The following is a 25,207-nucleotide window of genomic DNA, read 5'->3' as shown; positions in this document are numbered from 1 at the left end:
TATGGTCGAGATTGAAGACACATATGCGGAGGCATTTGAGGGATTATACTCGCGGCTAATAATCACCGCCGCAACAGAGAAGCTCCTAAAGAGAGCAGCCTATAACTCCACAGCATTACCTTCCGTGGTCATCAATCGAACCGAGGGCGGTGTCGAGAAGTGGTTGGGGGAAGGGGAAACCCCGGACGGGCGGAAGGGCGCAGTTGTGCAGTTCTGGGGTAGACTCGACGAGAATAGGTTTGAGGGTTCAGTTGAGACTTTCTACAAGGAGATCTCTTACCGAATACGCCAAGGGATACTCGTCACACCCACCACTGCCCTATTCAACGCCACAGATTCCGAGTTTAAGATCGATACTATGAGAAGAATAGGGCATTGTGGAGACGGCTACGAGTGGGAGGAAAATTACATGGGGCGCCGAGTCATCAGGATACCGTTAATGATGGGGGACTTCATTATAGAGCGTAATATAGGCTATGGACGGGGCGTAATGGGGGGAAACGTTTGGTTCCTTTGCGCGGATGAAAAGTCGGCTTTGGAGGCGGGTTATGTGGCATTAGACGCTATAAGCAGAGTTGATGGGGTAATCACACCTTTCGATATCTGCTCAGCTGGATCAAAACCTGAGACCAAATATCCCGAAATAGGCCCAACAACCAACCACCCTTACTGCCCAACCCTGAGACACAAAATAAAAGATTCAAAGGTTCCGAACGGGGTGGGCTCGATTCCTGAGATCGTGATCAACGGTATAACACTTGACGCCGTGAAGAAAGCAATGCGAGAAGCTATAAATGCGGCTAAAAGTGTGAATGGAGTGGTTAAGATCTCTGCGGGAAATTACGGGGGAAGACTTGGCAAGTATAAGATTCCACTAAGGCAGATAATATGAGCCCTGAAGCCATCTGTTTCGGCGCCTTGAACCTTGATAGACTCTATCGTGTAGAGAGGATAGCCGGTGGAGGAGAGGAGAGTTTTATTCTAGACTGTGAAGAGACACCTGGAGGCTCAGCTGCAAACACAGCCGTGGGCATGGCGAGATTGGAGTTAAAGACGGGGTATATAGGTAAAGTTGCCAGTGACCGCGAAGGTGAGATACTTCTGAAGAGCTTCAGGGATGAGGGAGTGGACACCGGCGGTGTTATAGTCTCGAAGAGTGGAAGGAGCGGCACTGTCACAGGCTACATAGACAAGAAGGGGGAGCGAGCCCTCTACGTAGACCCGGGTGTCAACGACACACTTAGGTTTGAAGAGATATCCTTAGATTATGCGGGTTCAGCGAAGCTTTTACACTTGACATCATTCGTCGGTACGATTCCCTTCGAAGCCCAGAAGAAGCTTGTCAAAATTCTGCCAAACATCGAAGTAAGCTTCGATCCTGGAGAGATCTATGCGAGGAAAGGACTGAGAGCATTAAAACCGCTAGTGAAGCGAAGCCGAGTCATCTTTCCAAACGAGAACGAGTTGAAGCTTCTCACAGGGGCGGGCTACGTGGAAGGCTCGCGGATCCTGTTGAACGAGGGGGCAGATATAGTCGCGGTGAAGCTGGCTGAGCGGGGATGCTATGTCACCGACGGGAAAGAAGCCTACTTGGTGGAGCCCAATGAGGTGAAAGTGGTGGACACTACTGGTGCGGGGGATGCTTTTTGCGCCGGCTTCCTTTATGGATTACTCAATAATAAAGATCTCCACACATGCGGGAGAATAGGGAACTTCGTTGCGTCACGTTGCATAATGAGAGTGGGCGCCCGCGCTGGGCTTCCTAAACTCGCAGACCTGCGGAGGTTGAGATTTGCTTGATTTAGAGGTTGGGAGGCATGCGTGTCGCCATAATAATTGGAAGCGAGAGAGATATGCTGGTGGCAAAGAGGTGTACCGAGGTCTTGGATAAGCTCAGTATACCGTATGAGGTCAAGGTGTTATCAGCCCACCGGACGCCTGAGTTACTTGACAGATATCTTAAGGAGACGGACGCCGATGTCTTCATAGGGATGGCTGGATTAGCTGCCCATCTCCCCGGCTATATAGCTTCGCGGACCACCAAACCGGTAATCGGGGTCCCCCTAAACGTCAAACTAGAGGGGATCGATGCGTTCCTCTCAATGGTTCAGATGCCCCGCGGTGTACCCGTCGGTACGGTTGGGGTTGATAATGGAGAGAATGCTGCATGGCTCGCAGCTAGGATTCTAGCACTAAAAGACCCTGAACTCCAGAAAAGACTGGCGGAGTCTAGATGAAAAAGTGGACCTATGCCAAGGCAGGCGTTAATATCGCTCAAGTCAGAAAGACTCAAGCTGAGATTGGTAGGCTAGTTGAGGAGACGTTCCGGCTGCGGGCTGGCAGGTTCGGCGAGGTCATTACAGGATTCGGCCATTATGCCTCCCTCATCGATATAGGAGGTGGGCAGGCTCTCGCGCTCCATGTTGATGGCTGCGGAACTAAGGTGCTTATCGCTCAACTCCTAGGTCGGTACGATACCATCGGCATCGATTGTGTTGCGATGTGTGTAAACGATCTGATATGTGTGGGGGCTGAGCCTTTGGCACTTGTAGATTATCTTGCCGTAGAGAGGCTAGACGGCGAAGTTGTGAGATCCATAATTGGGAGCTTAACGGTGGGGGCGGAAGAGGCTGGTGTCGCGGTTGTGGGTGGGGAAACCGCCGTGATGCCCGACGTGATACACGGTGTGGGGGATGGACGTGGCTTCGATCTGGCGGCGTTAGGTGTAGGGGTGGTCGATAAGAGGAAGATCATCACGGGTGAGGCAATAAAGCCGGGGGACATAATAGTTGGTTTGGAGAGTAGCGGGGTTCACAGCAATGGGCTCACACTAGCTAGGCGCGTGCTGCTCGATGAGGCTAGTTTGAAGCTGGAAGAGAAACCCCGGGGGCTAGGAGGGAAAACCTTGGGGGAGGAGTTGTTGACGCCTACAAAGATATATGTGAAGCCTATACTTGAGATTACCCAAGCTGCAATAGTTCACGGCTTAGCTCATATAACCGGAGGAGGCTTCACGAAGTTGGAGAGGTTTTGGGATTATACCAAGTCAGGGTTCCACTTCTATAATATGCCGAAACCTCACCCTATATTTAGCCTCATCCAGCGACTTGGGAGGATCCCTTTGAAGGAGATGTATAGAACCTTTAATATGGGTGTGGGCTTCGTTGTTATTGCCCCAAGAAGAGAGCTTACGAAGATATATTCTGTGTGTCGTAGGCACAGAGTCAAGGCTCGCTTAATTGGTCGAGTAATTGAGGAGAAGAAGATCCTGATCTCCACACGAGACGGGGAGATCTCGTTTCAGTGAGATTTATCATTAACGATATTCTAAACTTAGTGGAGAGCTTTCAATGATCGAGAAAACTCTAGAAGACTTCCTAGATCAAGAAGATGTGGTGGGAAGGAAAACTGCTGAGACGCCTAGGTCGAGGCTGGAGGCATGTGCTAGCTCAACTAGAGCGTATCTGCTCTCCGCAACTTACGATGGCAAGAAGGGCCTAGCCCTACTGAAATTCTATGAGCCATATGCCAAGAAGATATCTCACTGGTATGACAACACTGGACACAAGCCTTACTGTCTGTGCAACCTCTCACCCGAGGCTCTAATGGAAATTCCAGCAATCAAGACACATGAGGGATTAGACCACATAGAACGAACCACGAAAATAGACCCATTCACGGGAGAAGAGGTTCAGGTAACCAAGATAGTGGCCAAGGATCCTCTCTCGATCGGGGGGAAGCCCTCAGGCTCGATAAGGGACATTATCCCCAGCGAACGCCCTCAAGACTCTGACCTCCGCGTATGGGAGGCTAACATAAAATATTATGAGAGCTACCTATACGACACGCAGCTCGAGATTGGGATGCCATACCGTTTAGAGGGAAGCAACCTCGTTGCGGAGGCAGAACTTTCACATCAACTCCTTCAGCAGATCGATGCCACCTTTAGAGGAGAACCTACGGAGTTTATGAATTATGTGAAAAATTGGATCAGGCTCCTCGAGTGCCCGGTTCCAGATCTGAGATTTGTAGCACTGGACATAGAAGTTGAATCACCAGCCCTAAACCGGATCCCAGATCCCAGGGAAGCTCTCTATCCTGTAATCTGCGCCTCAGCTGTTGACTCCGACGGGAATAGGCGTGTTCTACTGCTTGAGAGACTTGGGGTGGAGGAGGGAACTGAGCTCCTTCCAGAGAGGGCGCAAGTATTACGTTTTGATGAAGAGAGGAAGCTCATAGTGGAGCTTTGTCAGATTCTCCGAGAATACCCTATCGTGGTCACATTCAACGGCGATGATTTTGACCTACGGTATATCTGGCATCGAGCCCAGCGTTTAGGGGTGCCAGATAGTGAAGTTCCAATAGAACTGGGTAAGGAGACTGCCCTCCTCACATACGGAGTCCACATCGACCTCTACAAGTTCTTCTACAACCGGTCGATCCAAGTCTACGCTTTTGACCAAAAGTACCGGGAGACTACTCTTCACGATATAGCCTTCGCCCTTCTCGGCGTTGGCAAGATAAAGTTGGAGCGGAATATTTCAGCCCTCACTAATAGGGAGCTGATGGCATATTGCCTCAGGGATTCTGAGTTGACCTACGGATTAGCGTCTCTCGACGGCAATCTAACCCTTAAACTGGCTCTCGCCTTGGCGAGGATATCGAAGATGCCTCTAGAGGATGTAACACGGCAAGGGGTCTCGAACTGGATTAGGAGCATGATGTATGCTGAGCATAGACAGCGGGGCTTCCTCATCCCAACCTCAGAAGAGATACTGGCTAGAAAAGGTGTCATGACGACGGAGGCTGTGATCAAAGGTAAGAAGTACCGTGGCGCAATCGTCATAGAACCTAAGCCAGGAGTGAACTTCAATGTTTACGTACTAGACTTCAGCAGCCTATACCCAAGCATAATCAAAAGGTGGAATCTGTCATATGAAACGATACTGTGCCCCCATGAAGACTGTAAATCGAACCTTATCCCCGGAACCCCACACTGGGTCTGCACTAAACGCCAAGGACTGACAAGCCTACTAATAGGCTCGCTGAGGGATGTCCGCGTCAAATGGTATAAGACCAAGGCTAAAGATAAAACTCTCAAACAGGAGGTCAGAGCATGGTACTCGATAGTTCAGAGAACACTTAAAGTGTTATTGAACGCTTCATACGGTGTCTTCGGGGCTGAACATTTCGCACTATACTGCCCTCCAGTAGCGGAGGCTACCTCTGCAATCGGGCGATATGCCATAACCTCCACAATAGCCAAAGCTCAAGAGTTAGGTATAGAAGTAATCTATGGCGACACTGACTCGGTCTTCCTAAAGAATCCATCACCAGACCAGATCCGTCAGCTCGTTAATTGGTCTAAGGAGAGTCTCGGGATGGAGCTGGATGTGGAGAAGGTCTATCGCTACTCAGCGTTCTCCACGCGGAAGAAGAATTACATTGGCGTCTACCCTGACGGCAGTGTCGATATAAAGGGGCTGATTGGTAAGAAACGAAATACGCCCGAGTTCCTGAAGAGCGCCTTCGCTCAGATGATCCGTATCCTTAGCGAAGTCAGAAGTGAGGAGGAGTTTAAAACTGCAAAGGAACGGATCAAGGGCATAGTTAAGGAGTGTTACATAAAGCTGAAGAGTAAGGGTTACGGTCTCGACGAGCTGGCCTTCACCGTTGTCCTAGGTAAGAATCTGGAAGAGTATGAGAAGACCACCCCCCAGCACATAAAAGCTATGAGGTTCCTCTCGGGGGAGGATCGTGAGAAGGTTGGGGCTGGATCAGTAATACGTTACGTGAAGGTGAGAAAGGATCCAAGCGTGAAGCCAGTCCACCTCGCGTCACTGGACGAAGTTGACACTGAGAAGTATGTTGAGCACATTCAGGCTACCTTCGAGCAGGTTCTCGACGCTTTAGGCATAGACTTCAACGAGATCATCGGCATCTCAAGGCTGGAGCGGTGGGTGTAAAATAGTGACTTAGCCCACCAAACAACCCTCGGAACAATATAAGTGTTCTAAAACCTAGAACAACTGTTCGGAAGTATACAATTAAACCCTCCAAGCACATTATCCTGTTTAAGGTGAAATAGTTTGAATGAAGAGAGCACTTTGAGAAATTTTGGTTTAGCCATGTCTGTAATCGCCGTGGTTCTGTTGGCTGTAAACTTGGTTATAGTCGTGCCATTATACACGGCAACGCAAAATGCTGATGAAGCCTTGGCCGCTAAAATTTTTGGAGGCGACACAAGCGCGGCAACACTCTCGAGGACCTTAGGGGAGGAAGAAGAAGACAGAACACTAACTGTTACTGGTACAGGTGTGGCTAAAGCCAGCCCAGACAGAGTAATCGTAGTCTTGGGTGTGACAACTAGGAGTGACACTGCCGCCGACGCTCAAAAGCTCAACAGCGAGAAGATGAGCAACATCATCGAGGCTTTGAAGAGTGTTGGAGTGGAGGAGGACCAGATGGAGACAACCGACGTAGGGTTGAGCCCTGTATGGCAGTACCCTGAGTATGGAATTCCAATAATCGCCGGCTACGAGAGCCACAACAACTTAAAGTTAACCCTTGAAAGGCTTGATATGGCTGGTACGGTCATCGACGCAGCCGTCTCAGCTGGAGCCAACAGTGTCTCATATGTGAGCTTCACACTCTCAGAAGAAGCCACCGAAAGACTACAACTTGAAGCCCTAGCCCTAGCGGTCAGAGAAGCCAAGAGCAGAGCTGACGTGGTGGCTGAGGGGGCGGGAATAACGCTCTCAGGCCCTGTCTCAATAACCATAGGCGAAGGTTACATTCCATATCCATCACCGATCTACAAACTTGAAGCTGGTATGACCAGCACACCGGTGCTTCCTCCAAGCGAACTCAGCGTGACCGCGACCGTCACCATGGTCTACGAGATCGCTTAAGCCTAAATCTTTCATCCCCTATTTTCTATATGCAAGGTGAGGACTGGACGGCGTGGCAGGAGAAGGAGATAACCGGTTGGAGGCTGAGCTTCGGGGGAGAACCCTCCAAGTCTACTGGTGCCTCCTCAAATCAGGGGGTGGGAGTGTAGGTGTTAGAAGCCTCCAACGGGCATTAGGCTACAAGAGACCTAGCGCCGTCTTCCACCATCTAGAGAAACTCAAGAGTTTAGGTCTAGTTGAGAAGACCACCGACGGCGAGTATGTGGTATCCAGAGAGGTTAAAGTAGGCTTCTTGAAGCTCTTCGTGAAGATTGGGAGATTCAGGTTTCCCAGGTTTCTACTATATGCCGTGTTCACCACCTCACTTCTTGTAGCCTACGTGACACTTTACAATCAGACCTTAACCGCACATAACCTGATAGCCCTCATATTCGGATTTACAACCTCAGCAATCCTCTGGTATGAAACACTAAAAGCCCTTAGAGAGATCCCAGTCTAATAGAGGCAGTATAGCTGGGGAGCATTCTCATGAGCTGAGCTGCTTTCTCGGCGCCTATAAAATTGGGGATACGCCCGTAAATGGGGTTAGGTAGTAGAACTACACCCTTTCCCTCGATGAGCTGCCAGATGTGTGTGTTCTGATCTTCTGTTTATCCTCCACTAAACCACCCAAGGTTCGCCTACTCACCGTGGGCATTAGAATACTCAATCTATAACGTGGTATGGTTCTACACTATACACTTAAGTGTATTAGGCGCCAAATTTGCGGGTCATACCCAAGAGGTTCATAAGTATGGGCATCAAGTCTAAACCGCGGATACGTCCTAACCCTCCCTTTGCGCAGTGCCTCTCAGAATATCCGGTGAGACCATCCTTTACGACCTCCGGCCCCGCGATGGTTACAGGTACCGGGTCTCCCGCGTGGCCTCTCACCGTGATGGGTGTGGCGTGGTCGGCAGTCAAGGCGATATAGGTGTCCCTAAGGTTGACCTCTCTCAGTAAGAACCCAACCATCCCTTCAATCTTCCTGATCATCACCTGCTTCTGCCGTAGGTTGCCATCATGGCTAGCGTTATCGGCACCCTTAACGTGAATTAAGATAAAATCGTAGTCTCGGAGATTCTCCACAGCTACTTTGGCTTTTGCCTTTGCATCTGTGCCGGTCGTTCCATCCGCGCATGGCGGCAGCGGAAGAGCTTTCATGCCCGCTGATATGGCGACCCCTCTGACGAGGGCGCTTGGAACTATGCAGGCAGCCTTGATGCCATATAGCTGTGAGATAGGGGTTATCTGGGGAAGAGTCCCAGCCCCCCGGAGGAGAATGACGTTAGCTGGGTGAAGACCCCTCTGAGCTCTCTCCTCGTTAACTGGGTGGTTCTTCAAAGCTTTATAGATGCTCAGGGAGAGGTCGTTGAGGATTTCAGCAGTTCTACGCGCTTCTGGAGTATCCCTTAAGGGTTCAACTCTCCTAAGTTTGCCACCCTCCTCCTCTGGGTCAGAGTCACTCACTTCAGGCGAGAGACCTTCGCCCCTCAACAACAAGGCGCCCCTATGCTCAACTGTATGCTTACAGATTACCTGGACGCCTGAATAGTTTGAGCAGACAGTCTCCAGAGATTTAGCGAGCCTCGCCGCCTCATCGCCACCAATCCTCCCAGCTCTCCGATCAATCACCACCATATCCTCATTCATGGAGGCGAAGTTGAACCTAAAGGCAACGTCTCCAGGCTTCACATCGAGCCCAGCTCCCACTGCCTCGAAAGCCCCCCGCCCCCTGTAAGTCTTGTACGGGTCATACCCTAACAATGCAAGATGTGCCGTATCGCTCCCTGGCGGAACGCCAGGAGAGATTGTGTCCATTATTCCACTTACGCCCAGCCGGGCCAACCGGTTCATTGCCGGTTTTTTTGTTGCCTCCAATGGGGTTCTCCACCGCAGCTCTTTTAATGGTCTATCAGCCATGCCATCGCAGATAATTAATATCGCCTTCACGCATTACACCTCTAGGCCTCAGGCTGTAATCATTCAGCAAGCGTTTATAACTTCATAACTGTTAAGGGCTATTTTATTCTGTTGCCCTGACGATAAAGCCGCTAGCAACTATGAGAATACAAATTCTAGAAAGTAACTGGCAGGGCAGAACGCCTTACCACCCTCATGCGTTTGAGGAAAAAAGTATCCTCAGCCCAAAACGGTCGCGGCGGCTTCCATTACTACGACTCACTGCTAACATGTTTTACTTTTTAGGAGTTTATGGCTCCGTAATGAGAGCCACCATTTTCATATTCCATCAAGATTGTTATTGAAAAAGGTTAAAGCCTTGCTTCTTAAACTGGAGTGAAGTGCCTAGCTGAGGGTTGATACGCCACATGAGTGAGAATCATAATAAATTATAATTTATACCCGTATAGAGGGCAAATGGTTGGGATGCATATTGGATGCTGGAAGAGAGAGGTGGAAAAGCAACTTCAGTGAGTGGTTCCATGAGATATTGGACGGAGCCTCAATAGCTGATTACAGGTACCCCATCAAAGGCTGCGGCGTCTGGCTCCCCTACGGATTTAAGCTTCGCGAAGGTATCCTCACCATCCTGAGGAGAATCCTAAATGAGACAGGACATGAAGAGGTGCTCTTCCCACTTCTTATTACCGATAAGATGTTGAGGACGGAGTCTGAACATATAGGAAGCTTCGAGAGCCAAACATTTTGGGTTACTCGCGCTGGAGATCGAAAGCTTGACGAAGAGATGGCGCTTCGCCCTACCAGCGAGACTGCAATAGCCCCTATGTTAAAGCTATGGATACGCTCTCATGCAGACCTGCCGAAGAAGTTCTACCAGATAGTCAGCGTCTTCAGGTATGAGACCAGGGCTACCAAACCATTGATGAGGGTGAGAGAGGTTACCACGTTCAAAGAGGCACACACATGCCACCAAAGCTTAGAGGAAGCAGAAGAGCAGGTGAGGATTGCTGTGAGACTTTACAGTCAATTCTTTGATGAACTGGGGCTGCCTTACATTGTTTCACGTAGGCCAGAGTGGGACAAATTCGCAGGGGCCATCTACTCTATCGCCTTTGACACAATATTGCCGGACGGGAGAGTTCTCCAAATTGGGACGGCTCATAACTTGGGACAGAACTTCTCGAAAGCCTTCGACGTATCCTTCGAGACGGAGGGAGGTAAACGAGAATTTGTCTACCAGACAAGTTACGGTGTCTCCGAGCGAGTGGTCGCGGCTGTTATAGCGATTCACGGCGACGACCGTGGCCTAGTTCTACCTCCCAAGATCGCCCCAGTTCAAGTCGTCGTGATACCGATCCCAAAGAAGGGGGGAGGCGGCGGCTTAGTGGAGAAGTGTAAAGAAGTTGGGGAGGTACTCAGGAGGACTGGACTGAGGACTGAGGTTGATCTCAGGGAAAAGTTAACCCCTGGCGCAAAATATTACGAGTGGGAGAGGAAAGGTGTCCCTGTGAGAGTTGAGATAGGGGAAAGAGAGCTCCAAGAGTCCCAGTTAACTGTTGTCAGAAGGGACACTTTGGAGAGGATGAGGGTTAATGAAATAGACGCCTTGGCTTCAATCAGTCATATTCTCTCAGACGTAGGGAGATTTCTGAAGGATAGAGCTGCACTCTGGCTGAGAGACCACCTCTCAATCGCCGAAGACTTGGAAGAGACTAAGAGGCTGATTGAGGAGAGAGGCGGAATTGTCGAGTTAGGCTGGTGTGGCAGCACAAGTTGTGGCTTGGCGGTTGAGGAGAAGGTGGACGCGAAGGTTTTGGGTACTGCCCTCAACAAAGCCTCTGGAAAGCGAGCATGGCGGTGTGTTGTGTGCGGCCAGGTTGCTAACAGTTCGCTGAGGGTAGCTCGAACGTATTAGGTAAAAGCTATATTACTAGATGTAGCTAAGGTGTAACAGACTCCGAAGCCAAGCTTGGTGAGTAATCTTTGGGTAAGAAGAGGAAGAGCAGGGGTAGAGCCAAAGGCGGGAAAGGTAGGAGTGAGCCGGTCCAATGCTCCAGTTGCGGCTCTCTAGTTCCTAGGGATAAAGCCAAGAAAGTGACCAAATGGGTCACCTTTGTGGATCAAGCTCTAGCTAAGGAACTCAGATCTCAAGGAGCCTTCATCCCCAGAGAGAGTGTAACGAAATATTACTGCGTGTCCTGTGCTGTTCACCGCGGTGTAGTCAAAGTTAGGGCGAGAGACTTGAGAAGAACTACCCGAACTATCTAGCTGAAGTTTGAAACTAATGCCCCACTTCTAGATTGCAGGCTACCTCTCCGCCTTGGACACCCCTGCCTTCAGTTTTCTATAAGTATGGATTCCTCTCTGTATGACAGTTAAGTTAGCTACTATAGCGATGAGGAACAAACCGAGTTCAGGCCGAAGTATGACACTGGTGACTATTATTATAGCAACCCGCTCAGCCCTTTCCGCGATTCCCACCCCCTCCAGCTTAGTTCCTAGACTCTCAGCCTTCGCCCTAGAGTAGCTTACAAGCAGCGAGCCCACTAGAGCGAGAAACCCCCAGACGAGAACATCGACGCCGAGGATTACAACGTGCGCAGCTCCGAGGGTTATCCCCATTATCACCACAGAATCTGAATATCTGTCCAAAACTGAATCTAAGTAGCTCCCAAATGAGGTAACTCTATTGCTCAGCCTAGCCATAGTCCCGTCCACCGCATCGCAGAGACCAGATAATGAGAGTAAAGTAGCTCCAGAGTAGTAAGCCCAGATCGTCGTAGAGGTTGCGATGTAGTATAGGTATGCAGCTGCGAAGGATAAGATAAGACCTACAGCAGTTACGATGTTTGGAGAGACCCCCAACCTTAGCAAGCCGACTGCAAGCCAGTCTACCTTACTTTTGAGCTTTGCTTGAACCTTAAGCTTAGAGGACAAGGAAACTCTTTCCACACCTGAAGTTGAGACGACCTATTTTAGCCGAATTGAGAGTTAAATATATTACCAAGCTGGGCTGAATGAAAGCCTAAAGCATAGCGTGGCTCAGGCTTATGGTGTTCAGTTTAAAGACTTAGAGTGAGGCTGCGGATATTGGGTAGGATAAGCTCCGGGATAAACTGTAGTGTTGAGGGCTGCAGCGAACCGGCTGTTAGATCACTCTCAACCGAGAAAGCCAAAGCTGCTGGATTCAAGATTGCAGGCGACAAGAGAGCATACCTTTGTAGAGAACATTACAAGGCTCTGAAGAAGCTGACTAAAAAAGAGAGGTCCATTGAGAGGTGGAGGTATAAGTCGTAGGCGGACCCCCGCATGTTTGAGGTGTAGCTATGAAGATTCTATTAATCCACGCAGACCACTTCGAGTATGAGGTTAAGAGTAAGGCGTTAAAAGAGCCCGAAGAAGTCACCGCAGAGAGACGGAAGGGATCTACCGAAGAGGCACTAGTAGTCTTCTGCGCCGTTGAAAAGACCGATGGGGATGACCCCATACAAGTAGCAAAGGATGCCGCCAACTCCGTTGATGAGGTTGCACGCTCAGTGAAGGTTTCCAATGTTGTGGTATACCCTTACGCTCATCTATCTACTGAGTTAGGGTCGCCGGAGGTTGCCATGCCACTCTTAAAGCAACTTGCAGAAGAGTTGGAGAGGAGAGGTTACAGTGTTACCCGTGCACCCTTCGGCTGGTATAAGAGTTTCACGATAAGCTGTAAGGGCCATCCCCTCTCCGAACTCTCAAGGACTATTGCTCCGATGAAGAGGGAGAGTGTAGCTTCTACGCCGGCCCCCTCAGCCACGATTTATAAGGTGCTCACACAGCGTATGGAGCTGTATGACCCTGCGGAGTATCCTTTCAAGGCTGGAGAGGAGGCTTTCAGATCCCTCGTCGAGAAGGAAGCTTTGAAGAGAGAGATGGTGGGTGGTAGGGAGCCGAGATATATTAGGTATTGCAAGAAGTTCGGTTTAGAGTGGGAGCCATACTCGGACTTAGGGCACATGCGGTATGGCCCCGAGGCCACTCTCATCCTCGATTTAATAAGCGAATACTCCCTTGGGTTAGTGAACTCTTTGGGCGTACCGGTATTCCAAGTTAGGGGAACTAACCTCTTTAACTTGGCAGTTCCAGCTGTCAAGGAGCATGCCGACCTCTTCGGTGATCGCCTATACCAGTTGAAGGTTGAAGACAGAAGCTTCGTCCTACGTTACGCAGCTTGCCATCAACAGTTCGCCATGGTAAAGGACTGGATAATCAGTTACCGCGACCTACCTTTCGCAGCCTATGAAGTGGCTGACAGCTATAGGCTCGAACAGGAGGGAGAACTCCTCCTCTGTTTCAGAGTTAGGAAACTTCACATGCCCGACCTACACATCTTTTGCCGTGACTTAGAAGAGGCCCACAATTATGCGTTAATTGTTCATAAGAAGATATACGAAGAGATTAGGAAGCTTGGGCGGGATTATGTCTCAGTTTATAATACGACTGAGACCTACTTCCAGCAACACCGCGACTTGTTCCAGCAGCTCCTCGAGGTTGAGGCAAAACCTGTACTACTAAACTTCGTCCCTGAACGTTACTACTGGGTGATAAACATAGAATATAACATCATCGACGAACTAGGCCGTCCACGCGAGATTGGCACCTTCCAAATCGACGTTGGAAACTCGAAGCGATTCGGGATAACCTATACCGATGAGAATGGAGCCACACGGTACCCAATAATCATCCATACAGCGCTAATCGGAACTTTGGAGCGCTACCTTTTCGCCATCTTTGACTGCATTGCTCAGAAAGAGAAAGACGGCAAGCCGACGATGCTGCCAGTCTGGCTTTCACCAACCCAAGTTAGAGTCATACCGGTTTCAAGAGATTACCTCAACCTCGCTGAGGAGACCCTTAAGAGGCTGGAGGTTGAGAGAGTAAGAGCGGACATCGACGACACCAGCGAAACTCTCTCCAAAAAGATAAGGAAAGCCGAGACAAATTGGGTGCCATACACAGTAGTCTTAGGCGAGAAGGAGGCAGCCTCAGGCATCTTGGATGTGAGGGTAAGGGAAACGGGAGAGCGGAGACAGATGACGCTGGAAGAGGTAGTTGCAGAAGTGAGACGAACGACCTCAGGTTATCCTTGGAAGCCCATAGCCGTGCCTTCTCACCTGAGTAGACGACCCATATACCAGAGCGGCAACTGAAGAATTCAACACCAAGCCGCTGAATACTATTCGCCCAGCCTTGCAGGAACTATCTGGTAAAAGTTTTTAACCAGTAACGACCGCTACATGCCCCTAGCACGCAATTTTGTATATCACCTCGGGATGACTCTAGCGGCATGTTTAGAATATCTAAACTTGCCGAGGCTGGAATCGCTCATAGTGAACTATCTCTTTTAGGCTACGCCTGTCAGTGGGGTGAGGACTCCTCGCAGGGTAGCCTATCGGTATGATAGCTACAGGCCTATAACGGTCAGGTATAGTCAAAATCTTCTTCGTAAGATTCTCATCAAATGCTCCAACCCAGCAGGCTCCGAGGCCCAAACCGTAAGCCGCCAGTAGAAGGTTCTGCGTAGCAGCGGCTGTATCTTGTATGCAGTAGAGAGTTTTTCCTCTCTGACCGTAAGCCCAGCTCGCTCTCTCGAGATCGGCGCAGACCACGACTACCACTGGGGCTTCACTGATGAATGATTGACCCAAGGCCGCCGTGGCTAAGCTATCCTTATAACGGTTGTCTCTAACCACGATGAATTCCCATGGCTGTACATTTCCAGCGGAGGGAGCCATCCTTGCCGCGTCTATGAGCTTCAACACCATATCGTCTGGCACATCCTTGGCGGTAAAGGCTCTGATGCTCCGCCTACCTTGAATAGCCTCAAAAAGATCCATACTTACTCCCGCCCTCGTCCCTTACATCGATGTTTAAAGCTATGAAATAATAAAAATATTCTATGGGCGACTTTGACATTGAAGAGGAGCTAGTCCATATTATAGATAGGAAGAGAGAGGAACTTCTCAAACTTTGCTGCAATCTTGTTAAGGCAAGGAGCGAGAACCCACCAGGAGACGTCTCCGAGGCCGCGTCTGTAGCTGAGGAATATCTTAGGAATGAGGGCCTCAAAGTTGAGGTTTATGAACCGGAGAAGGGCCGCTTGAACTTACTTGCTACGGTGGGTGAAGGGAAACGGACACTAATCCTAAACGGCCATATCGACGTAGTCCCGACCGGGGATGCTGCTGAGTGGAGCTTCCCGCCGCTGCTCGGCGAGATAAGAGAGGGCAGGATACTGGGTCGCGGCACCTCGGATATGAAGTCAGGGGTAGCTAGCATCGTAGGAGCAGTAAGCGCTCTCTCCAAGTTCGAGGACGAAATGCCCGGTCGAGTGCTTGTAACACTGGTCTGCGACGAGGAGACCGGTGGCGTGAAGGGTACAAGATGGCTAGCCGACGAGGATTTGTTGAAGGGTGACGCCTGTCTGATAGCCGAGTGCACTGGACGTGAGAAAACTGGTTACGCCATTGAAGCTGGGGAGCGGGGTATTCTATGGATTCACCTGAAGGCTCGAGGCAAGCCTGCCCATGGAAGTACGCCCATGCTCGGCAAGAATGCTATTCTAATGATGATGGAGGCACTCTCAAGGCTGCGAGGAATAGATGAATTAAAGGTAGTTATGCCATCAGAGGCTGAAGAGCTTGTCATAGCAGGATGTAAATTTTTTGCTAAGGGGGTGGGAGATTGCCGGAATGGCGTTGTAGGCTTAGAGAGACTACTCGATCACTACTCTATGAACGTTGGAACCATCCGGGGAGGCACGAAGACTAACGTGGTTCCTGAGAGTTGCGAAGCGGATCTCGACATTCGAATCCCCCTAGGAGGATCACGAGATCAAGTGGAGCGCTACCTGGCCAGTTGCCTCCCTGAAGACTTTGAGTATGAGGTGAAGAACTTCGCTCCACCCTCTTACACACCCTCCAAAAGTGAACTCGTTGAAATTGTAAAGGGCGTAGCAGAAACCTTCCTAGGCTACCCTCCACCGGCGATAATTATCCCCGCATGTAGTGACGCTCATATCATCAGAGAGAAGTTAGGCATACCTGTCCTATCGTTCGGCCCAGGATACTCGGATCTAGCCCATGTCCGGGACGAGTATGTAAAGGCTGAAGATGTAGTCAACTTTGCCAAGATTTATGCGGTGATAGCTGCCAGATGGATGCAGAGGCTCTGCAAGTAGCTAGCCTCTAGCGAACTATAGGGATCTTCAGACCGCAATTCCAGCAGGCTCCGTTTGTCAACATATTCCGTAGCAACTGTATCCCCCTCCTCTCGATGAGCAACACATCACATCTTGGGCAGTAGGTGTTCTCATATCTATGGCCTGCTACGTTCCCTACATATACGTAATTGAGGCCTATTTCCCTGGCTAGTTTACAGGCTCTCTCGACGGTTTCGATTGGCGTGGGCATGTTATTAAACTTGTAGCTGGGCCAGTAGCGTGTGAAGTGGAGGGGGGTATCCCGGCCCAGACGCTCTAGAACATTCCAAGCCACTCCCTTTATTGATGCTTCAGAGTCGTTTACGCCGGGGATGAGGAGTGCAACTATCTCCACATGGACTTCCATCTTCTTAGCCTCCTCAGCCCGGCTCCAGACCTTATCCACCTCAGCCCCGCAATACCTCCGAACGGTTTGGGTATCCCCCTTCACATCAATTTTGATTGCATCCATCCCAGCCTCGAGCATCTTCAGAGCCTCTGAGGTCATATAGCCGTTGGAAACATAGTTTGTGTAAAGACCCTTCTCTCTCGCCAACTTGAACAGGTCTAAACTATACTCAAATAGGAGGGTGGGCTCGTTGAAAGAGATAGATATCCCTCTACAGTGGCACTTCAATGTGAGCTCAATCAGCCTCTCGGGAGGAATGTAGTTCGCCTTCGCGGGGTTAGCCTCAAATTTTGAGATCTCCCAGTTTTGACACCAAGGGCACGTAAAGTTGCACCCCCAAGTACCAACAGTCAAGGCTGTAGTACCTGGGTAGAAGTGGAAGAATGGCTTCTTCTCGATGGGGTTAGCTGAGATGCTGGATATGTCACCATAGACTAGGGTGTATAGTCTACCTCCAATATTGCCTCTAGCTTTACAGAACCCTAGAGAACCGTCTGGAATCTTACACCTCCTTTCACAAAGGTTACAGACCACTCTACCATTAGAGGGGGTGAAAAGGAGAGCTTCTCTAACGGTTGGAAAGCTTAGAAGTTCCTCCTTGAGCTTTAAGGGCAACCTAGTTCAAATGGTTATTCAGCAGACCAAGTTTTAACTTCTCTGTTCACGCCTTGAACGAACGCGTTAATATTTAACTTACAGCGAGGTTAACTGCTTGAAAAAATTTAAACATGTGCCGATGGAGTTTTTATAAACTTTAGATGCATGCTTCTAGAATGAGGTTGAGGGGTTTATGTGGGTATATCGGTTCGAGGAAGGAAGCGCTAAGCTAGTCTCGCTACTAGGGGGGAAAGGGGCAGGTATAGCCGAGATGACTAGGCTAGGTCTCCCAGTTCCACCAGGGATGACTGTCACCACGGAGGCTTGCAGAGCCTACTTCGCATCTGGGAACCGCCTCCCAGAAGGTCTCGAGGATGAAATCTCACAGGCTCTGAGGTGGCTGGAAGAGAAGACTGGCAAAAAGTTTGGAGACCCCTTTAACCCACTCCTAGTATCCGTTAGATCTGGGGCGCCCGTCTCTATGCCAGGGATGATGGACACGGTTCTAAATTTAGGTTTAAACGATGTAACGGTGGAGGGGCTGGCTAAGAGGACGGGCGATGAACGCTTCGCTTATGATTGTTATAGGCGCTTCATCCAGATGTTTGGAAGCATTGTATTGCATATCCCCCGCAGTAAGTTCGATGATGTTCTCAACTCTCTTAAAGAAAAATGCAAAGTCAAACTCGACACAGAACTTGACGCTGAGTCACTAAAGACTCTGGTGAACCGCTATAAAGAGATCTTCAGGCAGGAGACTGGCAGAGACCTCCCCCAAGACCCTAAGGAGCAACTCCTAATGGCCGTTAAGGCTGTCTTCAAGTCGTGGAACGGTAAGAGGGCTGTAGAATACAGACGCTTCTACAAGATTCCCTCCGACCTAGGAACTGCCGTGAACATACAAGCCATGGTTTTCGGTAACATCGGGCCTAACTCAGGCACTGGGGTAGCCTTCACACGAAATCCATCAACAGGAGAGGCGAAGATTTATGGAGAATATCTCATGAACGCCCAGGGGGAGGAGGTGGTCGCAGGCATCCGAACTCCCAAACACATAGACGAATTAAGGCTGGAAGCCCCGCAACTTTACGAACAACTTGAGAAAGTCTGTCATACGCTTGAGCGTCACTATAGGGATATGCAGGATATAGAGTTCACTATCGAAGAGGGTAAACTCTACATGCTCCAGACACGGACTGGGAAACGCACCGCCCAAGCGGCAGTCAAGATAGCGATAGACATGGCCGATGAAGGACTAATCACCAAAGAGGAGGCACTTCTGAGGGTTCAACCCAGCCACCTGGAGCAGTTGCTCCACCGCCATATAGACCCCAACGCCAAAGTGAACGTTATAGCGAAAGGGCTGCCTGCATCACCAGGTGCAGCCTCCGGTATGGTCATCTTCGACGTCGATGAAGCCGCTAGGCGTGGTGCAGCCGGGGAGAAGGTTATCCTCGTAAGACCTGAGACTACACCGGAAGACATACATGGGATGGTCCAAGCTCAAGGGGTCCTCACCAGTCGGGGAGGGATGACCTGCCACGCAGCTGTAGTTGCGCGAGGGATGGGGAAACCTGCTGTGGTCGGCTGCGAGGAACTCAATGTTGACGTTGAGGCTGAGTTCTTCAAGACGAGAAACATTATCATCAAAAAGGGCGATGTCATCACCTTGGATGGCTCCACCGGCTCTGTGATACTTGGAGAAGTGCCGATGATAGATCCAGAAGTCAGGCCTGAGTTGAAGAGACTACTAGAGTTGGCTGATGAAATTAGAACCTTAGGCGTTCGGGCCAACGCTGACACGCCAGAAAATGCAGCAAGGGCGAGAACCTTCGGCGCTGAGGGAATCGGCCTCTGCCGCACTGAACGCATGTTCAACGCCAAAGATAGGCTACCGATAGTTCAGGAGATGATTTTAGCTGACACTGAAGAAGAGAGACGAGCGGCGCTGGAAAAGCTCCGCCCAATGCAGAAAAAGGACTTTAAAGAGATCTTTAGAGTATGCCACGATCAGCCTGTAACTATAAGGCTTCTAGATCTTCCACTTCACGAGTTTCTCCCAAGGCTTGAGGATCTACTAGTAGAAGTGACTACCCTCAAATGTAAGGGTGAAGAGGGAAAGGAACTTGAGACTAAAGAACGGATTCTGAAGCGCGCCCTCGCATTGAATGAACGGAACCCCATGCTGGGTCATCGGGGCTGTAGGTTAAGTATCCGCTACCCAGAGATCTATGAGATGCAGATCCAAGCTATATTTGAGGCTGCAATAGAACTCTTGAAGGAGGAGGGAGTCAAAGTTGAGCTTGAGATTATGCTCCCGCTGGTTGGGGAGGTGAATGAGTTCATCTTTCATCGAAACCGAATTGTTGAGGTGGCGAACAGGCTTATGGAGGCGGCAGGCGTGAAGATCCCATACCTCATAGGCACGATGATCGAGATTCCACGGGCAGCTTTAACTGCAGACGAAATAGCGAAGCACGCGGAGTTCTTCTCATTCGGCACGAATGACCTTACGCAAACGACATTCGGCTACAGTCGTGACGACGCTGAAGCAAAGTTCCTCCACGACTACTTGGAGAAGAAGATCTTAACGGTAAATCCTTTCGAGGTCTTGGATCGCGCTGGGGTTGGGGAGCTTGTGAGGATTGCTACAGAGAAAGGTAGGAGCGTAAGGAAGAACCTCAAGGTAGGAGTCTGTGGAGAGCATGGCGGCGAACCGAGCTCGATAGAATTCTTCCACAAGATTAAGCTAGACTATGTAAGCTGCTCACCCTTCAGAGTACCGGTAGCGAGACTTGCCGCCGCTCAAGCCAAGATCAGAGAGAAGATTGAGGTCGCCCCTAGGGATACAACCATATAGCGTCATTTACGGCCATGTAACTCTCGTAGGTGTGAGATACACGGAATTAAGACGAATGGGATTGTTTGAGTTGGAGACTTTAAGGATTATCGAAAAAGTCGCTAGCAATATGGCGCCTGGGCCTAGCTTGACTTTCATGGAAGCTCACGTTTTCAAAGCCTTGGAACTCATGGCTGATCGAGGATTTATCGGCCGCTCTAAACTATCTAGTGAGTTGGGCATCGGAGAAGGTGCTGTTAGAACGCTTATAAAGCATCTCAGGAAGTGGCGGCTTGTTGAGGTCTCAAGGGCGGGGTGCCACTTAACCGGTCATGGTAAACGTATGTTCGCCCCACTTAAGGATATGATCCTAGGCGAAGTTGAGATCCCAAAGAACCCTGTAACAGTGGGCAACTATAACAGAGCTGTTCAAGTCGGAAACGCCTCTGACGGTTTGAGATACGGCCTTGAACAAAGAGATGCCGCCGTTAAGGCTGGAGCGCTTGGAGCTACGACTCTCATCTTCTCTAAGGGGAGATTTATCATGCCCCCGACCGATGAGGACTGTTTTAAGGATTCACCCGAGATCGGCAATCTCTTAAGAGTGGAACTCAAGCCTAGGGAAGGAGACGTCATTATTATTGGAAGCTCTAACGACGCAAAGTCGGCGGAATTGGGGGCAAAGGCCGCCCTCTTAGCGACCATCAAGATGATGAGACGCTGAGTTTTTATTATTTTGTTGTTTAACTATTAACCCAATAATGAAGCCACAGTTAGAGTTAAATATTGTCAAGACATAGGCGTCGCCGGCGGCAGATCGGCGAACATATTAAAATTTTTAAATATGTCTTTCTGGCATACTATACCCTACACTAAAAGGCGTATTTGCTGGATAGTTAGTGAGGTAGACAATTTGAAAGAGGGCAATAGTAGATTACCGCTGCTCAGCAGATTCCTCACAGTCTGGGTGTTTTTAGCATTGATTGCTGGTGTTGGATTCGGTTACGTCTTTCCGGAAATCTCGAGCATTATCAGTTCCATGAGTGTAGGAACTACTTCTATCCCCATTGCGATAGGATTAATATGGATGATGTACCCTCCATTAGCGAAGGTTAGATATGAGGAGTTGAAAAAAATAATAAGTGCCAAGGGCTCCAAAGTTATGCTTGCCAATTCGCTAACCATGAATTGGGTAATAGGGCCCCTTTTAATGTTCATGCTAGCTTGGCTTTTCCTCGCTAACTATCCGGCATTTAGAAATGGAGTAATTTTGGTTGGTTTAGCGAGATGTATCGCAATGGTGATAGTTTGGAATAATCTAGCAAGAGGTGACAACGAGTGGGCTGCCATACTTGTGGCGTTAAACTCAATCTTCCAGGTAATGCTCTACTCAGTTTTAGCCTATCTATACATAACTGTTCTAAGTTCATGGATTGCTGGGGAAGCCGCTGTTGTTAGTATCTCTCTATTGGAAATAGCCAAGTCTGTGGCCATCTATTTAGGAATTCCTTTCTTTGGGGGGATGCTGACTAGGTTCTACTTCCTAAGGGTTAAGGGAAAATCTTGGTATGAGAGTGTCCTGATACCAAAGTTGAGTCCTACCTCACTATTTGCGCTCCTGTTCACCATAGTGGTCATGTTCTCCCTCAAAGGCGAATACATAGTAAGACTACCTTTTGATGTAGCCATGGTAGCGGCTCCCCTAATATCCTATTTTACCATAATGTTCTTTGTCTCATTCGCTACAGGGTATTACTCCAAGCTAGACTATAGAAAGACAGCCACCCTCGCCTTCACTGCAGCAAGCAACAACTTTGAGTTAGCTATAGCGGTCGCTGTAGCTGTATTTGGCTTGGCTTCCAAAGAAGCGTTCGCTACAGTAATAGGGCCGCTCATAGAAGTACCTGTTATGATAAGCCTCGTAAATGTGTCATTAAAATTGAGGGATCACTTATTCAAAAGGCAAGAGATGCTGACCTCTATTGAATGAGACAAGTCTATAAGACCAAAACTGACAATTAAATAACGAGGTCTATGGATTATCAGCTTGAGTCCTCTGCTAAAGAGAGGCTTGAGAGGTTAATCTCGTCCTCGCTCTGCTCGGCGAAGGATGCTTCAAAACACATAGCCGAGCTTAGGGAACTTGCAAGAGAAAAAGACGAAGGACTAGTTGAACAGCAGAGTCGATTGTTTAAGGCGCTCTCTGACCCACTTAGACTGAAAATCCTCAGACTACTCACCCGTAGGAGGATGTGCGTATGTGAGGTCATGGCGGCATTCGGTTTGACACAGCCGACAGCCTCACACCACCTCGGGATTCTTGAAAGGGCTGGGCTAATTAAGTCCGAGCGTGAGGGTAAATGGGTTTTCTTTAAACTCGAAAACAAGAAGACGTTCGAGGCAATCGAAGACCTCTACTCTAGAATCTGCCCTAAAAAAGATTATGATTCACATTCAAATTAAGTGAATCTGACTTTTCACAGTTTAGGTACATACACGCTAGGCTTCGGCGCCACTACACTAGATGGATTGGGTGAAGGTGCTTCCGCCTAGCAAAGGGCTTTATTAAAACGACACCGGCAACAAAGCCGCCTACATGGGCCCAATAGGCGATACCTGTCTCAACGGCTGATAACGCTAGCAAGAATTGGTAGATGAACCAAAACCCTATCAGCCAGTAGGCGGGAACGAGGATGGGTCTAATGATGAAGCCTAAAATTATGATGGTTCTTATTCTGACTTTGGGGAAGAGAACTACGTATGCACCTAGGATGCCTGAGATGGCCCCTGAGGCGCCTACTGTAGGGATGGCTGAGCCCCAAGCTGTGAGCATATGCATAAGAGAGGCAACCACTCCGCAGAGGAGGTAGAAAACCAGGTAAACCACTGAACCGCACATGTCTTCAACATTGTCACCGAAGATGTAGAGGTAAAGCATATTCCCTAAGAGGTGTAAAAGCCCCCCATGAAGGAACATCGAGGTTAAGAGGGTATAATAGTCGCCTTCAATAAGCACCCTCAAAGGTACGAAGCCGAAGGTCGTAGTCACGTAAATAAAACGTTCGACGCCGCCCATCACCTCCCATACGAATATAACTATGTTGATGGTTAGCAGACTCCATGTCGCATACGGCGTGATGTGAGTTGGATTCTCGTCTTTTAAAGGCAGCATATATCTCACTTTGAGTGGGGAAACTCTGAGGGCAGGGTAAATTTCATAACGTTTCTGGCGCCACACCCACGTAACCTGTCAATATTCGAACAACTGTCCATGAGGTAGTAAATCACGCTGCAAATCACACAGTATTTAAGATCGATTTCTAACATAGCCAAGTGTCCAGTTCAGCACCCTGTTTCAACTAATAGCTTGTCGAGCGCGGATAGAACCTCTCTTCTCAGCTCACCTATCACGTTCTCTTTCTCCCTGAAGGGCTTAAGGGCAGTGAAAAGTGGGGCGCCAATTTTTACGAGCTCTGTAAGACCTGTGATCGCGATTCTACCGCTGGCCAGGGCGATAAATGGATTAAACTTTCCAGCTAATGCATCCTTTAGGAGTAGAGGATCATAGGAGACCCCTGGTATGTCTAACTTCTTCACTTCATCCTTTGATGCCAAGTGGAACTTAAGTAACTCCGGCAGTTCAGTTACCTCTATTATTATCGGGTTCTGCCCCTTCGCATTTATCCACATCCTCACCCCAGACAGTAACTTACATTGCCTCTCGAGTGCGGCTCTCAGCTCAGGGTCACCATTGCTCCACATCAAGGCTGGTCTAATCAGTGCCTCTATAAGACCAATGAACTTGGCCTCATCTATTTCTCTAGATATCAGCTTGTCTAAGAACTTCTCGATCCTAGGTATAAATTCTGGAGGTATGAACTTCCCTGAAGGTGAGGACACACCAAATTACCTCTGCCCTAAGCCCCTAAGTAGCAAGTTATTGCTCGATTGGAGGTTATATGGTTTATGTACTCCTTTTGGCGGCTGATTTAAATCAGACCTCACAGCTAATCAACTTCGATCCCTGATTATTTTAGGTGGTGATTATTGGGGGCAGTCAAGATCGCGCAGATCCGGAAGAGAGACGGCAGAGTCGTTACCTTCGAGAGGGATAAGATCACTGAAGCCATCTATAAGGCCTCAGTAGCAGCAGGCCAGCCGGATAGGAGGCTCGCGGAGGAGATAGCCCATCAAGTTGTGGCGGCGGCTGAGGCACATTTCGGTGAATCACAGATTCCAACTGTTGAGGATATTCAGGATCTCGTAGAGAGGACTTTAATCAGGAGCGGCCACACGGAGATCGCGAAGCTCTACATCCTTTATCGACAGAGGAGGGCAGAGTTACGGGAAGCAAAAAAGCTCCTAGGCATCACTGACGACTTGAAGCTGACCTTAAACGCTGTTAGGGTACTCACTAAGAGATACCTCAGGAGAGACTGCAAAGGCAACATAATCGAGACGCCAAAGCAGATGTTCGAAAGAGTAGCTAAGGTGGTGGCGTCGGTAGACGCCTTATATCGTGGAAAGCAGGCTGTGGAGGAAACGGAGAAGAGCTTCTATAGAGTTATGACAGACCTCGAGTTTCTTCCAAACTCACCTACTTTGATGAATGCAGGGACCGAGATCGGCCAACTCTCCGCATGTTTCGTGCTTCCAGTGGAGGACTCAATGGAGGGAATTTTTGAGTCCGTGAAGAATATGGCTATCATCCACAAAACGGGGGGTGGCACAGGTTTCTCATTCTCGCGTCTCAGACCCGCAGGGGACATCGTGGGTACAACTAAGGGTATAGCTTCGGGCCCAACTTCATTCATGAAGATATACGATGTCGCCACTGAGGTTATAAAACAGGGTGGGCGAAGGAGAGGGGCTAACATGGGGATATTGAGAGTGGACCACCCTGACATCCGCGAGTTTATAGCCCTGAAGGAGAGACCAGGCGTTATGACAAACTTCAACCTCTCAGTGGCTGTGACGGATGAATTTATGAGGGCAGTAGAGTTAGGTGAATCCTACGGTCTGATCAATCCTCGGACTGGAGAAGAAGTTGGGCGGCTTAACGCCAGAGAGGTCTTCGACGAGATAGCCTTCTGGGCGTGGAGGACAGGCGACCCAGGGTTGCTTTTCATAGACGAGATAAACCGACACAACCCTACACCTCAAGTTGGAGTTATAGAGGGAACGAATCCTTGTGGGGAGCAGCCTCTTCTCCCTTATGAGAGTTGTAATTTGGGTTCGGTCAACCTTTCTAG

General features: G+C 49.4%; 23 protein-coding genes. 17 read left to right on the top strand and 6 right to left on the bottom strand.

The window, feature by feature from the left end; all coding sequences use genetic code 11:
- Nucleotide 1: 1 nt before the first annotated feature.
- From QXJ75_05035 to QXJ75_05005, 7 genes are all read left to right on the top strand, one after another.
- A complete protein-coding gene (locus QXJ75_05035) occupies nt 2-892 on the top strand; it encodes a formylmethanofuran--tetrahydromethanopterin N-formyltransferase (GenBank protein ID MEM3737430.1) in 891 nt (296 codons plus the stop codon).
- Entirely contained in the window at nt 889-1,800 is a 912-nt protein-coding gene (locus tag QXJ75_05030) for a carbohydrate kinase family protein (protein MEM3737429.1), read from the top strand. Before QXJ75_05035 ends, QXJ75_05030 begins: the two co-directional genes overlap by 4 nt.
- Before the next feature lie 17 nt (nt 1,801-1,817).
- The gene (gene purE / locus QXJ75_05025; GenBank protein ID MEM3737428.1) at nt 1,818-2,237 is read left to right on the top strand and encodes a 5-(carboxyamino)imidazole ribonucleotide mutase; all 420 of its coding nucleotides are present in this window, start codon (nt 1,818-1,820) and stop codon (nt 2,235-2,237) included.
- The gene (gene purM, locus QXJ75_05020) at nt 2,234-3,307 is read left to right on the top strand and encodes a phosphoribosylformylglycinamidine cyclo-ligase (GenBank protein MEM3737427.1); all 1,074 of its coding nucleotides are present in this window, start codon (nt 2,234-2,236) and stop codon (nt 3,305-3,307) included. Before purE ends, purM begins: the two co-directional genes overlap by 4 nt.
- A 43-nt stretch (nt 3,308-3,350) precedes the next feature.
- The gene (locus tag QXJ75_05015; GenBank protein ID MEM3737426.1) at nt 3,351-5,966 is read left to right on the top strand and encodes a DNA-directed DNA polymerase I; all 2,616 of its coding nucleotides are present in this window, start codon (nt 3,351-3,353) and stop codon (nt 5,964-5,966) included.
- A 123-nt stretch (nt 5,967-6,089) separates the two neighbouring features.
- A complete protein-coding gene (locus tag QXJ75_05010; GenBank protein ID MEM3737425.1) occupies nt 6,090-6,911 on the top strand; it encodes an SIMPL domain-containing protein in 822 nt (273 codons plus the stop codon).
- Between the two features lie 52 nt (nt 6,912-6,963).
- Nucleotides 6,964-7,410 carry a hypothetical protein gene (locus tag QXJ75_05005; protein ID MEM3737424.1) on the top strand — a complete coding sequence of 149 codons (447 nt, stop codon included), beginning with the start codon at nt 6,964-6,966 and terminating at the stop codon, nt 7,408-7,410.
- Between the two features lie 251 nt (nt 7,411-7,661).
- On the opposite strand, the gene QXJ75_05000 is transcribed toward QXJ75_05005, so the two are convergent.
- Nucleotides 7,662-8,903, bottom strand: coding sequence for a 2,3-bisphosphoglycerate-independent phosphoglycerate mutase (locus QXJ75_05000; protein MEM3737423.1), 1,242 nt, complete (start codon nt 8,901-8,903; stop codon nt 7,662-7,664).
- A 442-nt stretch (nt 8,904-9,345) separates the two neighbouring features.
- Here QXJ75_05000 and proS point away from each other — a divergent pair, with 442 nt between their 5' ends.
- Nucleotides 9,346-10,788 (top strand): proline--tRNA ligase, encoded by a 1,443-nt coding sequence (gene proS / locus QXJ75_04995; GenBank protein ID MEM3737422.1) that lies wholly within the window; start codon nt 9,346-9,348, stop codon nt 10,786-10,788.
- Between the two features lie 68 nt (nt 10,789-10,856).
- Entirely contained in the window at nt 10,857-11,141 is a 285-nt protein-coding gene (locus QXJ75_04990; protein MEM3737421.1) for a 30S ribosomal protein S26e, read from the top strand.
- A gap of 39 nt (nt 11,142-11,180) precedes the next feature.
- Here QXJ75_04990 and QXJ75_04985 read toward each other — a convergent pair whose 3' ends face one another.
- Nucleotides 11,181-11,810: a CDP-alcohol phosphatidyltransferase family protein gene (locus QXJ75_04985; GenBank protein ID MEM3737420.1), complete on the bottom strand. Its 630-nt coding sequence runs from the start codon at nt 11,808-11,810 to the stop codon at nt 11,181-11,183.
- A 153-nt stretch (nt 11,811-11,963) separates the two neighbouring features.
- On the opposite strand from QXJ75_04985, the gene QXJ75_04980 reads away from it, so the two are divergent.
- Together QXJ75_04980 and QXJ75_04975 are read left to right on the top strand one after the other, a co-directional pair.
- Nucleotides 11,964-12,170, top strand: coding sequence for a hypothetical protein (locus tag QXJ75_04980; protein ID MEM3737419.1), 207 nt, complete (start codon nt 11,964-11,966; stop codon nt 12,168-12,170).
- Between the two features lie 29 nt (nt 12,171-12,199).
- Entirely contained in the window at nt 12,200-14,059 is a 1,860-nt protein-coding gene (locus tag QXJ75_04975; GenBank protein ID MEM3737418.1) for a threonine--tRNA ligase, read from the top strand.
- Nucleotides 14,060-14,209: 150 nt separating this feature from the next.
- Here the strand turns inward: QXJ75_04975 and QXJ75_04970 are convergent, their stop codons facing one another.
- A complete protein-coding gene (locus tag QXJ75_04970) occupies nt 14,210-14,746 on the bottom strand; it encodes a nitroreductase family protein (protein ID MEM3737417.1) in 537 nt (178 codons plus the stop codon).
- 62 nt (nt 14,747-14,808) lie between these two features.
- Here QXJ75_04970 and QXJ75_04965 point away from each other — a divergent pair, with 62 nt between their 5' ends.
- Complete coding sequence (locus QXJ75_04965; protein ID MEM3737416.1) at nt 14,809-16,089, top strand: ArgE/DapE family deacylase; 1,281 nt, start codon at nt 14,809-14,811, stop codon at nt 16,087-16,089.
- A gap of 7 nt (nt 16,090-16,096) precedes the next feature.
- Here QXJ75_04965 and amrS read toward each other — a convergent pair whose 3' ends face one another.
- Complete coding sequence (gene amrS / locus QXJ75_04960) at nt 16,097-17,134, bottom strand: AmmeMemoRadiSam system radical SAM enzyme (protein ID MEM3737415.1); 1,038 nt, start codon at nt 17,132-17,134, stop codon at nt 16,097-16,099.
- 175 nt (nt 17,135-17,309) lie between these two features.
- Here amrS and ppdK point away from each other — a divergent pair, with 175 nt between their 5' ends.
- The 4 genes from ppdK (at nt 17,310) to QXJ75_04940 (ending at nt 22,418) form a co-directional block, all read left to right on the top strand.
- Nucleotides 17,310-19,976 (top strand): pyruvate, phosphate dikinase, encoded by a 2,667-nt coding sequence (gene ppdK / locus QXJ75_04955; GenBank protein MEM3737414.1) that lies wholly within the window; start codon nt 17,310-17,312, stop codon nt 19,974-19,976.
- Between the two features lie 31 nt (nt 19,977-20,007).
- Nucleotides 20,008-20,679 carry a DUF4443 domain-containing protein gene (locus tag QXJ75_04950; GenBank protein MEM3737413.1) on the top strand — a complete coding sequence of 224 codons (672 nt, stop codon included), beginning with the start codon at nt 20,008-20,010 and terminating at the stop codon, nt 20,677-20,679.
- 120 nt (nt 20,680-20,799) lie between these two features.
- The gene (gene arsB / locus QXJ75_04945) at nt 20,800-21,945 is read left to right on the top strand and encodes an ACR3 family arsenite efflux transporter (protein ID MEM3737412.1); all 1,146 of its coding nucleotides are present in this window, start codon (nt 20,800-20,802) and stop codon (nt 21,943-21,945) included.
- A 44-nt stretch (nt 21,946-21,989) separates the two neighbouring features.
- Nucleotides 21,990-22,418 (top strand): metalloregulator ArsR/SmtB family transcription factor, encoded by a 429-nt coding sequence (locus QXJ75_04940; protein MEM3737411.1) that lies wholly within the window; start codon nt 21,990-21,992, stop codon nt 22,416-22,418.
- A gap of 52 nt (nt 22,419-22,470) precedes the next feature.
- Here QXJ75_04940 and QXJ75_04935 read toward each other — a convergent pair whose 3' ends face one another.
- Nucleotides 22,471-23,127 carry a rhomboid family intramembrane serine protease gene (locus tag QXJ75_04935; protein MEM3737410.1) on the bottom strand — a complete coding sequence of 219 codons (657 nt, stop codon included), beginning with the start codon at nt 23,125-23,127 and terminating at the stop codon, nt 22,471-22,473.
- 170 nt (nt 23,128-23,297) lie between these two features.
- Entirely contained in the window at nt 23,298-23,855 is a 558-nt protein-coding gene (locus QXJ75_04930; protein MEM3737409.1) for a hypothetical protein, read from the bottom strand.
- Between the two features lie 147 nt (nt 23,856-24,002).
- Between QXJ75_04930 and QXJ75_04925 the strand changes: the two genes are divergently transcribed.
- A partial coding sequence (locus tag QXJ75_04925) for a ribonucleotide reductase N-terminal alpha domain-containing protein (protein ID MEM3737408.1) occupies nt 24,003-25,207 on the top strand: 1,205 nt, incomplete at its 3' end.

It is taken from the genome of Candidatus Bathyarchaeia archaeon (assembly GCA_038883335.1).
GTDB lineage: Archaea > Thermoproteota > Bathyarchaeia > Hecatellales > Hecatellaceae > JAVZMI01.
The sequence above is the reverse complement of the archived record's forward strand: the minus strand, read 5'-3'. Positions and strand labels throughout refer to the sequence as shown.